This window comes from Pseudoalteromonas peptidolytica (assembly GCF_012641745.1).
GTDB lineage: Bacteria > Pseudomonadota > Gammaproteobacteria > Enterobacterales > Alteromonadaceae > Pseudoalteromonas > Pseudoalteromonas peptidolytica.
Window position 1 is genome coordinate 147,495 of sequence record NZ_WEHZ01000001.1, and the last position, 13,051, is coordinate 160,545.

At 43.7% G+C, this 13,051-nt stretch carries 12 protein-coding genes; 7 read left to right on the forward strand and 5 right to left on the reverse strand.

Annotation, left to right across the window (positions count from 1 at the left end):
- Positions 1–41: 41 nt before the first annotated feature.
- Together F9Y84_RS00660 and F9Y84_RS00665 are read right to left on the reverse strand one after the other, a co-directional pair.
- Entirely contained in the window at positions 42–557 is a 516-nt protein-coding gene (locus tag F9Y84_RS00660) for a hypothetical protein (protein ID WP_128730916.1), read from the reverse strand.
- An 11-nt stretch (positions 558–568) separates the two neighbouring features.
- On the reverse strand, positions 569–1,462 hold the full coding sequence (locus tag F9Y84_RS00665) for a DUF350 domain-containing protein (protein WP_147388789.1): 894 nt from the start codon (positions 1,460–1,462) through the stop codon (positions 569–571).
- Between the two features lie 78 nt (positions 1,463–1,540).
- Between F9Y84_RS00665 and glnE the strand changes: the two genes are divergently transcribed.
- Entirely contained in the window at positions 1,541–4,336 is a 2,796-nt protein-coding gene (glnE, locus tag F9Y84_RS00670) for a bifunctional [glutamate--ammonia ligase]-adenylyl-L-tyrosine phosphorylase/[glutamate--ammonia-ligase] adenylyltransferase (protein ID WP_147388790.1), read from the forward strand.
- Here glnE and F9Y84_RS00675 read toward each other — a convergent pair.
- The 3 genes from F9Y84_RS00675 to tolC all read right to left on the reverse strand — a co-directional run bounded on the left by F9Y84_RS00675 (position 4,333) and on the right by tolC (position 7,338).
- Positions 4,333–4,944: a TcpQ domain-containing protein gene (locus tag F9Y84_RS00675; RefSeq protein ID WP_125250534.1), complete on the reverse strand. Its 612-nt coding sequence runs from the start codon at positions 4,942–4,944 to the stop codon at positions 4,333–4,335. The genes glnE and F9Y84_RS00675 overlap by 4 nt on opposite strands.
- Before the next feature lie 19 nt (positions 4,945–4,963).
- Positions 4,964–5,887: an LpxL/LpxP family Kdo(2)-lipid IV(A) lauroyl/palmitoleoyl acyltransferase gene (lpxL, locus tag F9Y84_RS00680; RefSeq protein ID WP_147388791.1), complete on the reverse strand. Its 924-nt coding sequence runs from the start codon at positions 5,885–5,887 to the stop codon at positions 4,964–4,966.
- 104 nt (positions 5,888–5,991) lie between these two features.
- Positions 5,992–7,338 (reverse strand): outer membrane channel protein TolC, encoded by a 1,347-nt coding sequence (gene tolC / locus F9Y84_RS00685; RefSeq protein ID WP_147388792.1) that lies wholly within the window; start codon positions 7,336–7,338, stop codon positions 5,992–5,994.
- A 247-nt stretch (positions 7,339–7,585) separates the two neighbouring features.
- On the opposite strand from tolC, the gene F9Y84_RS00690 reads away from it, so the two are divergent.
- The 6 genes from F9Y84_RS00690 to F9Y84_RS00715 all read left to right on the forward strand — a co-directional run bounded on the left by F9Y84_RS00690 (position 7,586) and on the right by F9Y84_RS00715 (position 13,044).
- Positions 7,586–8,200, forward strand: coding sequence for an NUDIX domain-containing protein (locus tag F9Y84_RS00690; protein WP_147388793.1), 615 nt, complete (start codon positions 7,586–7,588; stop codon positions 8,198–8,200).
- An 11-nt stretch (positions 8,201–8,211) separates the two neighbouring features.
- Complete coding sequence (locus tag F9Y84_RS00695) at positions 8,212–8,667, forward strand: DUF1249 domain-containing protein (RefSeq protein WP_147388794.1); 456 nt, start codon at positions 8,212–8,214, stop codon at positions 8,665–8,667.
- The gene (locus tag F9Y84_RS00700; RefSeq protein WP_147388795.1) at positions 8,654–9,418 is read left to right on the forward strand and encodes a metallophosphoesterase family protein; all 765 of its coding nucleotides are present in this window, start codon (positions 8,654–8,656) and stop codon (positions 9,416–9,418) included. Before F9Y84_RS00695 ends, F9Y84_RS00700 begins: the two co-directional genes overlap by 14 nt.
- On the forward strand, positions 9,403–9,966 hold the full coding sequence (locus F9Y84_RS00705; protein WP_125250528.1) for a YqiA/YcfP family alpha/beta fold hydrolase: 564 nt from the start codon (positions 9,403–9,405) through the stop codon (positions 9,964–9,966). Before F9Y84_RS00700 ends, F9Y84_RS00705 begins: the two co-directional genes overlap by 16 nt.
- 77 nt (positions 9,967–10,043) lie before the next feature.
- The gene (gene parE / locus F9Y84_RS00710) at positions 10,044–11,933 is read left to right on the forward strand and encodes a DNA topoisomerase IV subunit B (RefSeq protein WP_125250527.1); all 1,890 of its coding nucleotides are present in this window, start codon (positions 10,044–10,046) and stop codon (positions 11,931–11,933) included.
- 1 nt (position 11,934) lies between these two features.
- Positions 11,935–13,044 carry a PQQ-dependent sugar dehydrogenase gene (locus tag F9Y84_RS00715; RefSeq protein ID WP_147388796.1) on the forward strand — a complete coding sequence of 370 codons (1,110 nt, stop codon included), beginning with the start codon at positions 11,935–11,937 and terminating at the stop codon, positions 13,042–13,044.
- Positions 13,045–13,051 lie beyond the last annotated feature (7 nt).

Below are 13,051 nucleotides of genomic sequence, written 5' to 3' on the forward strand. Positions count from 1 at the left end.
AATTTGAGTCTGGCACTTAGAATATTTGCACGTAATGGCTATCATTGATCTACAACAGGGTTGTCCAGTACTTTTTCCTTTGAGCATAACAAGCCTGTGAGCTTAGCAAGAATTAAATCCGGAGCTGGTAAGCTTACAATGTTGGGGTGGCATGATAAGTGATTTAATGTGGTAGAAGCCCGAAGCATATTTAAGGTAAAGCCTTGTGGTGACTGCTCAATTAAAAATCGGTGCGGGTGAAGGGAGTCAAAAATAAATCGTTGTTCTTCGCTTGCAAGGTGGTAGTCAAGGGAGTATAGCAACACTGCACTAATATTATGGTGGCGATGCAGGTACGTCGCGAGTTCAGAGACGCTGATTTCATTATCAAAGTCACAATAGCAGTAGTCTTTAATCTGTTCATTAAACATCATTTTGAGCATCTGTTTGGTGTTATCGCCAGCAATGATAATGTTGCTGGCAAGACCCTCATGTAAACTTTGTATATGCGCGACGAGTTCTAGGCTAAAGTCCCAGTTGGAATCAACTAGCAAAAATCCGTCACTTTGTGCATTCATACAAGGCCATGTTACGCCGAAAACAAGTTAATAAGTAAATAGCCCATAGAACAAAAAACCGCAAACTCTAAACAGGCGATCCCGACATTGTCTTGGTGATCGACTTCAAGGCCAATGTTGACCTTTGGCAAGGATAGATGCAAAAGGACATGACTGCCCAGATACAGAAATATCCACATCACACCGCAATGAATAACGACAGAGAATAAGTTTTCGACGACTTTAGCCCCATGGTAGGGGGCACTATGAAGACCTGCATAAATGGCTAAAGCTAGGCCAATGGTTTTCCCTGCATAGCGGATCCCAATCGAGGTGTTTCGCAAATTAAAGTTTTGCTGCAAGGACGCGCCCTGATTGAGTTTAGCAAAGCGACTTTCTCTTACTTTACTGTCTAACGTAAATAAAAGCTGTAGCAGTAAAAAGCCAAGTGCTACCACAAGCAAATCACTCCAGCCTTTCGGATGCACCCAGTGATACAAGCCTAGCACCAAAATCGTATTGCCCAGCAACATACCCGAGTCAACCATCGCGGCGCAGATATTCTGTTTTAAAATCGCTTCTTCTTCATTGAATTGATATAAAATCCACTTGCGATGGATCCATTGCCCAAAATATATAAACGCGACAACTAAGCTGATGTGGAGTCCGACTTGCAGTGGATATGTTTGCGCTCTCACCACACCTAGGTCATTGAATAAATAGGCGACACAAATACACAACATGGTTATTTGACTTGCATAACTGATCCCAAGAGCAAAGTTGTCACGTTGGGCTAGCTCTTCTTCAAGTAGGTTATTGGCAATGCGTTGGATCATTAAACGTAACAAAATAGTGAGTGCACAGACGATAACAAAGCAAATTAAAATCGCCAAAAAATTGATATTGTGTAAAGACAAATAACTCATACTCGGTGTAAGGTTGTGTTTTAGATAGAGTTACTATAACACTGCTCACAAAGAGAGCCAGTTAACCGTGGAGTTTTTATGTCGGAATTGTTTTCACAACAGGCATTAAATGCGCTTGCGCTTGAACGTTTTAAAATTATTTTTGGCGATAAAATGGTGCAGCCCAAACTGGCTCGTTTGCTCGCTTTGAGTGACTTTGCATTTCGTATCTTGTCGCGATTTCCCGAATGGGGCGCATGGCTTCTTGATGATGCACAGATGAAAAGACGCGATTGCCCAGCGGTGTTTGACTTTTCTGCCCCACTGCCTGATGAGCAACAAGCCTTTGCACAATTACGTCATTACCGGTTGAAGTATTGGTTGAAGGTGATGTGGCTGGATTTGGTAGCAGATAACCCAATTGATGACAGTATTGGCTATATTTCAGCCCTGTCAGACACCTTGATAGCCAATGCCTACCAATGGGCGTACTCATCTTGTGAAGTACAGTCAGGTTCTCCAAAGGATGAAGCTGATAATCCACTTCCAATGACAGTATTGGGCATGGGCAAGTTAGGTGGTAAAGAGCTGAATTTCTCGTCTGACATTGATCTTATTTTTGCTTACCCTCGAAGTATTTCGACTACAGGAGGGAGACGTAGCATCGAAGCACAGGTGTTTTACACTCGTGTGGCTCAAAAGTTAATTGCAGCACTAAACCAAGTGACTGTGGATGGCCAAGTGTTCAGAGTTGACATGCGGTTGAGACCTTTTGGCGATAGCGGCCCGCTGGTGATGAGTTATGCGGCAATGGAAGACTACTATCAAGATCAAGGTCGTGAGTGGGAGCGCTACGCCATGTTAAAAGCGCGTCCCATTGGTGAGCTATCAGCGTATTGGCAAGAGTTTTATGATTTGATAAGGCCTTTTGTTTATCGCCGTTATATTGACTTTTCAGTAATTGACTCTTTGCGCAAAATGAAACAGATGATAGCCCAAGAAGTTAGACGCAAAGGCTTAACAAATAACATTAAGCTTGGTGCTGGTGGTATCCGCGAAGTGGAGTTTATCGTACAAGCATTGCAGCTTATTCGAGGAGGGCGTGAAACACCATTACAAACGTCGTCGTTGTTAACTGCGCTTGAACAACTAGAAGCGCTAGATATAGTGCCTAAAGAGGTTAAAAACACGCTCTACAATCATTACCTGTCACTTCGAAAAGTTGAACAATACTTACAAGCATTCGATGACAAACAGACTCAAACTTTACCCGATGATACACTTGCTTGCTTACGCCTTAGCTACTTACTGCAGTGTCAGGATTATACTCAGGTCGAACAAACACTTCAGCGAATAATGGAAGAGGTTCGAACTGAGTTCAATCAAGTTATTGGTGAGCCGCCTGAAGAGGCGGTAGAAGATGATGACAGCGCAGTTTATGCTTGGCAAAGTGCGGAAATTATGCAGCTTGGTGAGTGTAATGCGACACCTTGTTTTCCACAGTGGCAGGCTGATCTGGAAGCATTTAAATCCGGGCTAAGTAAAAAACAAGCCGGTACCCGAGGCAGAGATATTCTAGATAAGTTGATCCCTGCGCTATTACGTGAATTGAGCAAACAGAACATCGAACCTGCTTTGGCACGTGTATTCAGTGTTATTAATAAAATTGTTTCTCGAACTGCTTATCTAGAGCTGCTATATGAAAATCATGGTGCGTTAACACAGCTAATCAAACTTTGTTGTCACAGTGCCTGGATTGCAGAGCATATTGCAAAATACCCCATCTTACTCGATGAGCTAATAGACCCACAAAGTCTATATAAACCACTGCCATTAAGTGCTTATCACAGCGAGATCCAGCAACTTTTTTTACGTATTGACGAGCAAGATGTAGAAACACAAATGGAAGCGCTGCGCCAGTTTAAGCAAACTCATCAGCTTAAGATCGCAGCAGCAGATGCCACAGGAGTGCTCGACATAATGAAGGTGAGTGACCACCTTACAGCCTTAGCCGAAGCGATTATTGCAAAAGCGGTAGACATTGCTTGGGGGCATATGGAGGCTCGCTATGGTGCGCCACAAGGAGCTACGATTACAGAAAAAGGCTTTGCTGTCATAGCCTACGGTAAGGCTGGTGGCTATGAATTAGGTTATAACTCAGACTTAGATTTGGTCTTTGTACACAATCGAGATGGTGAAAGCTACACGCAAGGTGAAAAGTCGATTTCATCGAGACAATTTTACATGAAGTTGGCACAGCGTCTTATGCACTTGTTCAATACCAAGACGCTATCGGGTATGTTATATGAACTTGATACCCGTCTGCGCCCAGAAGGAAATTCAGGTTTACTGGCGATTAACCTTGAGAGCTTTTATCAGTATCAACTTGAGCAAGCTTGGACTTGGGAGCATCAGGCTTTAGTGAGGGCACGTATGGTACTCGGTGAAGAAACAATGCAAACACGTTTTACTGAAATTCGCCATGGGATCCTGACGCAAAAACGCGATAGTACTAAATTAGTCGATGATGTGTGTAAAATGCGTGAAAAAATGCGTCAACACCTAAATCAAGACAACGAGCAACGGTTTGACCTAAAGCAAGGCGTTGGCGGCATGACAGATATTGAGTTTATGAGTCAATACATAGTGCTCCAATATAGTCATACCTATCCTCAACTGTGTAAGTATACGGATAACATCCGTATTTTAGAGCAAGCAGGAGCCGTTGCTATGATAGAAAAACTTGAGATGGAAACACTGGTTTCAGCGTATTGCCTATTTAGAGATAGGTACCACTTTAACAGTTTGAATCAGCTCGGTAGGGCGGTTGAGCGTAGCGAATTTACACAGTACGCTCAACAGGTTACACAAGTTTGGCAGCGCTTATTAGGCTAACCGGCCAACTTGCGACAATTTTCACGTACGTACAGCGGTGGGTTTTGAGTGATCACCGCAGCACGCTCCCGTGGACAGAAGAAAGTATATACTTGAAATTCGAAGTCATCGTTAATCGCCGTGCCTACCTGATATAACGCGGTGACAAAGTCAGTATCAAGGCGGAAGTTATACTTCACCACGTAATCTCGTTCAAGATACCAAAACAGCTCTACACCTTCTTCCTTTGCTTGTTTTGACAGCACATCTTTTAATGTATCTCCGGTGTCGAAGCGTCTTGGTTGTTTTTCGCCTGTCCACTTCGAGTTTGAAGGTTTTACTGCCAATGCTCTTTGGGCGAGTGCATCATCTAACGGGTAGGTTGGCTTGCCTAATGTGATCACGTATTTTTCGCGATCGGTATCGCGGTCACTCATTCTATTTCTGAAGCTTTCGTAAAATTGTGATAACCCTTGGGCGGCAACATTTGTGGTTTCTTTAAAATTTAAATTCTTTGATGCGCCAAAAAGAAAATAGTAGGCAGCCCATATCAATAGCACACCCAAAGAAAGGTGCTTGGTCCAAAACCAAATTGCGGATACATTGCTTTTTCTTCTTTTTTTTGCCATAAAAAACTACTCCGAGCTGCTAGTATAGCGAAGGTGCTTTCTCATCTGGACGCGTTTTAAAGCGTCGATGTACCCACATGTATTGATCTGGTGCGCAATTGATTGCTTGCTCCATTCTCTCGTTAACACGGGTGACATCAGCAAGGTTATCACCGCTTGGAAACGCTTCCAAAACAGGTTGTATTTCTAGATGATACATCCCTTTGTTGTCCCTCGTACAGTGTAAGCTTAAAGTCTCAGCATTTTTACTAGCAGAAAATAACAAAGTACCAGTAGTAGTCGCTGCATCAGGTACTGCAAAAAACGGTGCAAACTCACAGCGCTTGCGGCCATAATCCTGATCTGGTAGGTAATAACACACGCGCTTACTTGCCAGGGTTTTTAGTAGTCCTTTTACGTCTCGTTTGGTGACTAGGTATTCGTTAGAACGCAGTCGACCACGAGTCATGAAAAACTCCATAAGCGGATTGTTATGGGGACGATAAAATCCAACCCCTTGTATTTTGGTACCCAGAACTCGACTAACCATTTCTAAATGCAGCATATGGGGCACCAGCATGAGCACACCTTTACCTTGTTGCTGTATAGCCTCAATATGTTCCATTCCTTTGATTGAGCCAACAACTCGGTTTACACGCCATGTAGGCCACCACCAAGCCATGCCGGTTTCAAGCGTTGCTATAGCGGTGTTCTCCATATTTTTTAGCAGCATGGCGTGATGCTCAGCTTCAGTAAGATGCGGAAAACACAGTTTTAAGTTGACATCAGCAATGTGGCGGCGTCGTTTCATATATTTGTGGATCAGGCGACCAAGCCCCTTTCCAATAGCAAACTGCCAGCGTTGTGGTAACCAAGAAATGAGATAAAGAAAAAAGACACCCAGCCAAGTTAGCCAAAATTTAGGTGCTAGAAATGACCATTTAAAAGGTGAATGCGTAACCAAAGTAATATACCTAAGACTTAATTGAAGCGGCTAGTTTATCTATATTGCTGTAAAAATACAAAAAGCCAGCATAGCTGGCCTTTCAGAGGTAATAATTAAAGTGCTTAGCCTTCAATCAAACCTTGGTTAATTGCTTCAAGATCAGCACGAGACAATGTCCCTGATGCTTGCTTTAAACGAAGCGAAGACAACACATAGCGATAGCGAATATCCGCTAAGTTACGTTTGGCGTTATACAGGTTTTGTGTGCTTACTAGCACGTCAACAATAGTACGAGTACCTACATCAAATCCTGCTTCTGTGGCTTGCAATGCGCTTTCTGCAGAGACTACCGCTTGCTCAAGTGCACGATAGGTTGCAACATCAGAAGCCACTTGGTTATATGAAGTGATGACCGAGCGTGTCATGTTGCGCATTGCCGCTTCCATATCTTCGCTACTAGCTACAAAATTAGCACGAGCTTGATCTGTCGCAGCCACCGTTCGACCGCCAGAGTAAATTGGCACGTCGAGCGTTAGTCCTACCGTGGTTTCATCACCACGAGGGGCATGTTGTCTGCCGGTTAAATCAGTTAAGGAGTCGCTGTATGTTGCGCTCAAATTTAGCGTTGGATAATGGCCTGCATTTGCAAGGTCAATCTGATCTTTTGCAATCTCAACCGCAGACTTAGCAACTTGTAAGTCTAGGTTTTTACCTTTTGCAATTTCAATAAAATCAGAAGTATCTTGCGTTGGCTTTACAGTTGAGAACGTTTCTGTATTAAGCTTATCCAACTTAGCATGGTACTTACCCGTAATGGTACGTAGTGTCTCTCGAGCAGTTTCCACTGCATTGCTCGCGATTATCTCATCGGCGACTGCACGGTCAAACTGAGCTCGCGCTTCATGAACGTCAGTAATTGCTGTTAAGCCCACCTCATAGCGCTGTTTTGTTTGCTCAAGTTGGCGTTCAATCGCGCGCTTTTCAGCTTGGACAAACTCTAGGCTATCTAACGCACTAAGCACATTAAAGTAACCTTCAGCGATACGAACAATCAGAGATTGCTTTTCACGCTCATACTGAGTCATAGCCTGCATTGCACGTTTTTCAGCGATAGATAAGCTCTGCCACGAAGCCATATCAAAAATGGTTTGATTGAGTGTAATCGAACGGCTAAACGTATCGCTGTCTGATTCTACTAACGTATAATCTGTGGCATCGTTTTGACTATTAGGAGCACCTTCAGAATTGGTATCTGAGTAGCTCATTCTAAAACCAAGTTGAGGTAACAACACCCCTAGGGCCTGGTCTTGGGCATACTTCTGTGAATCTGCTTGTGCTTTGGCTTTTAATACCGTGGGATCGTTAGCCGTTGCAATGTCGTATACTTGCAGTAAGTCTTCCGCGTGGGACAGGCTGCTTGAAAGTGCGCACGACAACCCAACAACCAACGATAGTAGAGTTTTTTTCATTTTTCGCTCAGTCCTTAGACAATTTTTATACTGTCAGCATGTTACCCTGTTTTTACAGCCCAATTAAAGACTTAATGCGTAAAACATCGCCAACAAGTGTAACAGAATATATTAATACCTTCAGGGTATTGTAAAGTGGAAAAAGTTAAAGGTAAACGACTTCGTTTACTTTTTAGAGTATGAAGCTAATATAAGGGCGATTGGTTAGCTTTTAAACCGTTGCTGTCAAAAATAACAGGATTATTTTATGAAATCTTTGAGTCAGTTTAATAAAGCCGATGTCACTGTTTCTTCAATGGAAACAGTCTTTGATGGCTTCTTTACCATTCACAAATACCAATTTAGTCATGCTCTATTTGCCGGTGGAGTCTCACCAACCGTTACCCGAGAGATACTTGAGCGAGGGCATGCCGTTGCGGTATTACCCTATGATCCAGTAACAGATAGAGTGCTACTTATTGAGCAAATTCGAATAGGTGCATTGGCATCTAAAAACACACCATGGTTACTGGAATGTATAGCGGGCATGGCTGAAGGAAGCCAAGATTATGAAGCCGTAGCGCGAAAAGAAGCAAAAGAAGAGGCAGGGCTTGACCTTAATGAAATGATTTATATGCGTTCTTACCTATCCAGCCCCGGTGGCACAACGGAGCGATTGTATTTATATCTGGCGCTTACCGACTTGACTGACGCAGGTGGAATTTTTGGCCTCGATACAGAACATGAGGATATTAAAGTACATGTTATTCCCTTTGAAGGCGCCTTGGCTCGACTGGATAATGAGGAAATCGATAACGCTGCGACTGTTATTAGTCTACAATGGTTGGCACTAAATAAAGCGCGAATTGTGCAAGCAGGATAGGAGTTGTATTTTTGTCACAGGTGCTCAGTTCAAAGCAGTATATTCAATCTCTGCCTCGCTACATTACTCTGTGTGAGCGTAATTATTTACGGATGCTTAAATTGCTGCCTGAGGAAACGCCCAGGGAGTGTCGTATTATTGATCTGGCCTCTGCTCGCTACAGCCTGACAGTAGAAGGGGTAAGTAAGTACACCACAGACATTTTAATTGAACAAGTTACGGTGGTGAGTGAGCATTTACCACATTTTTCTTTGTCTGTGCGTTTATATCACGATGCGAAAGTCGCTGAAGTTATCCATCGTAATTATCATCGCCGGATCAAACCCTCTTATGGCTACCCAAACCCTGATATGCATCAGAAGGACGAAAAGTATCAAGTTAATGCTTTTTTGGCTGATTGGTTAATGGTGTGCTTAGAAAAAGGCCGAGTACAACTAAACTGGGATGTGAATAATGGCATGGTTTGAGTCTGCATTAACAATCAACAAGCAGCAAATTAGGATTGGACACTTCAGCGATAGTCATTTATTTGCTGACGATTCGGGTGAGTATTTTGGTGTGAATACTGCAGCCAATCTACAACAAGCATTGGCTGCGATGGCACAAGAGCATTGCGATGTGGTCATATTTGGCGGCGACTTAACTCAAGACCATACGACTGAGTCGTATCAAGCTTTCGCCCGTTTGGTCACTAACAGTGAGCTGCATTGCCCAGTATTGTGGGTGCCAGGGAATCATGATGACATCGCCTTACTTGAGCAAATTAGTACTGGGAAGATTTTTCCCCACAAGAGGATCACAGCCCCGTTTGGTGAAATACTGTTGGTAAATTCAAAAGGCGAAACACCGGCAGGGTGGTGTGAAAGGGCGCATCTCGACGCGCTAAAACGTCATATAACACAACAAACGATTGTGTTTACACATCATCACCCTAAGCCCATTGATGGATATTTAGATAAACACATGCTTGAAAATGGACCTGAACTGCTCAACACGTTAGTGGATACCAAGCAGGTCATAGGGCTGTTTCACGGTCATGTACACCATGAGTATCAACAAACATTTCGTACATTACCTATTTATGCCACGCCTGCAACTTCAATTCAGTTTGTAAAGCATACTAAAGAGTGGCAGCAGTGTGATTTAGGGCCCGCATATCGTCTAATAACCTTTAATAACAACGGTATAAATACAGAGGTCAAATGGCTCGACAGGTAGTCTACATTCATGGCTTTAACAGCTCAGAGCTATCCTTTAAGGCAACGGAGTTTGGTGTGTATATGCGTGGAAAGCCAGAGCGTTATATAACCCCTAGGCTGCATTTCGATCCTCGAGTTGCACTCGCACAGTTGGATAGCATCATTGATTCTGATACTGTGTTATTAGGTAGTTCACTGGGTGGATACTATGCCACCTACTTTTCACAGCTAAAAGGCTGCAAAGCTGTGGTGATAAACCCTGCTGTTAGGCCTTTTTTATTACTTAACGACTACCTTGGGCCACAATACAACCCATATCAGGATTGTCATTATGAGTTACTGTACGAGCATGTTGAAGCGTTAAAAACAATATACACACCAAAGCTTAGTAATCCAGAAAACTTGCTATTATTGCAACAAACAGGTGATGAGGTGCTGCCTTTTGAAGAAGCGGTACGCTATTATAGTCATTGTCGTCAAATTATAGAGTTTGGTGGGGATCATAGCTTTGTCGAGTTTTCACGCTATTTTACTACCATCGCCAAATTTTTAACTATCACAAATTGAAATCTGTGCACAAATATCTGCGTAAATCGTCATGTTGTGCATATACTAGCGGATAAAAAGATAACCAGAACTAGCCTATGAGTCAGCAAAACTATAATGCCGAAGCTATTGAGGTACTCAATGGCTTAGAGCCAGTTAAACGTCGCCCCGGCATGTATACCGATACCACAAGACCAAATCATTTAGGTCAAGAGGTTATTGATAACAGTGTCGATGAAGCCTTAGCTGGGCATGCCACTAAAATAGATGTGATCCTACATGAAGATAACTCGTTCGAGGTCATTGATGATGGCCGAGGAATGCCCGTTGATATTCACCCTGAAGAGGGAGTACCTGGGGTTGAGTTGATATTAACCAAGTTACATGCCGGTGGTAAGTTTTCCAATAAAAACTATCAATTTTCAGGCGGTCTTCATGGCGTTGGTATCTCGGTGGTGAATGCGTTATCGACTCGGGTTGAAATTACCGTTAAGCGCGATGCTCAAGTCTATGAAATGGCATTTGAAAATGGCGATAAGGTAGAAGACTTGAGGGTTACAGGCAGCGTCGGTAAACGCAACACTGGAACCTCAGTGCACTTTTGGCCTGACCCCAGCTATTTTGATTCTGCCAACTTTTCACTTACCAAACTGAACCATTTACTCAAAGCCAAGGCCGTATTATGCCCAGGGCTGCGCATTCGTTTTGTGAATAAACAAACGAAAGAGACACAAGAGTGGCATTACGAAGCTGGGTTAGAAGATTATCTAAAAGACAGTGCCGAAGGGTACGAAGTGTTACCAAAGTCTCCTTTTACTGGGAGCTTTAGCGGTTCTACTGAAGGCGTCGATTGGGCGCTTCATTGGCTACCGGAAGGTGGCGAGTCTATAGCTGAGAGCTACGTAAACTTAATCCCTACCGCGCAAGGTGGAACGCATGTAAATGGCTTGCGCCAAGGCTTGCTTGAAGCCATGCGTGAGTTTTGCGAATTTAGAAACTTGATCCCGCGTGGTGTTAAACTGACACCTGATGATGTGTGGGATCGCTGTAGTTATGTTTTATCGGTAAAAATGCAAGATCCGCAGTTTGCCGGTCAAACGAAAGAAAAGCTGTCTTCGCGCTCCTGTGCCACTTTTGTGTCAGGTATCGTCAAAGATGCTTTCAGCCTCTGGCTAAATGAGCATACAGAAACCGCGGAGCTACTGGCTGAGCTGTGTATAAGTAATGCTCAAAAGCGTTTGCGTGCAGCAAAGAAAGTCGTTCGTAAAAAAGTCACTTCAGGTCCAGCCTTACCCGGTAAATTAACCGACTGCTCAGGCAGTGAAACAGAGCGCTCTGAAATCTTCTTAGTGGAAGGGGACTCAGCAGGTGGCTCGGCAAAACAAGCGAGAGACCGTGAATTTCAAGCAATCATGCCACTACGCGGTAAAATCTTGAATACTTGGGAAGTCGAGTCGGGTCAGATCTTAGCGTCACAAGAAGTGCATGATATTTCTGTGGCATTAGGCATCGACCCAGATTCTGAGGATTTATCTGGTCTTCGCTACGGCAAAGTATGTATTCTTGCGGATGCTGACTCTGATGGACTTCACATCGCCACTTTATTATGTGCTTTATTTGTAAAACATTTCCCCGAGCTTGTTCGCAAGGGCCATGTATTTGTTGCCATGCCGCCACTGTTTCGTATTGATGTTGGTAAAGAAGTTTATTACGCCCTAGATGAAGACGAGAAAAAGGGCATTTTAGACCGCATCGAGGCCGAAAAGAAACGCGGTAAAGTTAACGTGCAGCGCTTCAAGGGGTTAGGTGAAATGAACCCAATGCAACTACGCGAAACTACCATGGATCCGAATACTAGACGTTTGGTGCAGCTGACATTAGATGAGCCAGAGCAGACGCTCGAAATGATGGACATGCTGTTAGCAAAAAAACGCTCTAGCGACCGCAAGGTATGGCTTGAGCAGCACGGAGATAAGGCAGAGGTTTAAGATGAAAAAACAATATAAACTGACCACAATAACGAGTGCATTTGCCGCAGTTTTGCTCAGTTCACAAGCACTTGCAAGTGACATTCTATCACGCCTAGTGGTGCCAGACGGTTATAAAGTCAGCTATTTTGCCAAAGATGTTGAAAATGCAAGGCAAATGGCTGTAGGTAAAGACGGCACCGTTTATGTCGGGTCGCGCAAAGCTGGTAAAGTTCATGCGCTTATCGACAATAATCGTGATGGTATTGCTGACAAAAAAATCCTAGTGGCAGAGGGGCTTAATATGCCCTCTGGTATCGCATTAAAAGACGGTGATTTATACGTTGCCGAAGTGGAGCGTATTATACGTTTCAAGCAAATTGCAAAAAATCTCAAAGCCCCAGTAAAGGACGTGGTATTTGATGATTTACCTGATAAACGCCATCATGGCTGGAAGTATCTCACGGTATCGCCAGAGGGGGAGTTAATTATCCCTGTTGGTGTACCTTGTAATATTTGTGCTGAAGACCCTAAATTTGGTCGTATCTTCTCATTAAACCTAGAGACGAAAGCGTTTTCGACGGTTGCTAAAGGCGTGCGTAATACGGTGGGGTTTGACTACCACCCCGTGACTGGAAAGTTGTGGTTCAGCGACAACGGCCGAGACATGATGGGAGATGATATTCCACCTTGTGAAATCAACCGCGTGGATGAAATTGGTCAGCACTTTGGCTTTCCTTATGTACACGGCGGTAGCGTGCTTGATCCTGAATTTGGCAAAGGTAAGTCCGTGACTGACTACACGATGCCTGCACTGGCGTTGCAAGCGCATGTTGCACCGCTGGGCATTCATTTCTATCGTGGTGAGCAATTTCCAAAAGCAATGAAAAACCAGTTGTTTGTTGCTGAACACGGCTCATGGAATCGCAGCAAAAAAGTAGGTTATCGGGTGATGCTTGCCACAATAGAAAATGACCAAATTACCGGTTATCAACCTTTCCTTAGTGGTTTTATGGAAAACGAAACAACCTATGGCCGTCCTGCTGCCGTAGCTGAACTTAGCGATGGTAGCCTACTCGTTTCCGATGATTACGCCAATGCAATTTACCGCATCAGCTACAACAACAAGTAAGGTGTAA

Bases quoted from the DNA above. Each gene is read 5' to 3' on its own strand.
- F9Y84_RS00665 (WP_147388789.1), bottom strand. From the start codon at position 1,462: ATGAGTTATTTGTCTTTACACAATATCAATTTTTTGGCGATTTTAATT.
- F9Y84_RS00675 (WP_125250534.1), bottom strand. From the start codon at position 4,944: ATGGCAAAAAAAAGAAGAAAAAGCAATGTATCCGCAATTTGGTTTTGG.
- F9Y84_RS00660 (WP_128730916.1), bottom strand. From the start codon at position 557: ATGAATGCACAAAGTGACGGATTTTTGCTAGTTGATTCCAACTGGGAC.
- tolC (WP_147388792.1), bottom strand. From the start codon at position 7,338: ATGAAAAAAACTCTACTATCGTTGGTTGTTGGGTTGTCGTGCGCACTT.
- F9Y84_RS00715 (WP_147388796.1), top strand. From the start codon at position 11,935: ATGAAAAAACAATATAAACTGACCACAATAACGAGTGCATTTGCCGCA.
- F9Y84_RS00690 (WP_147388793.1), top strand. From the start codon at position 7,586: ATGAAATCTTTGAGTCAGTTTAATAAAGCCGATGTCACTGTTTCTTCA.
- F9Y84_RS00700 (WP_147388795.1), top strand. From the start codon at position 8,654: ATGGCATGGTTTGAGTCTGCATTAACAATCAACAAGCAGCAAATTAGG.
- glnE (WP_147388790.1), top strand. From the start codon at position 1,541: ATGTCGGAATTGTTTTCACAACAGGCATTAAATGCGCTTGCGCTTGAA.
- F9Y84_RS00705 (WP_125250528.1), top strand. From the start codon at position 9,403: ATGGCTCGACAGGTAGTCTACATTCATGGCTTTAACAGCTCAGAGCTA.
- parE (WP_125250527.1), top strand. From the start codon at position 10,044: ATGAGTCAGCAAAACTATAATGCCGAAGCTATTGAGGTACTCAATGGC.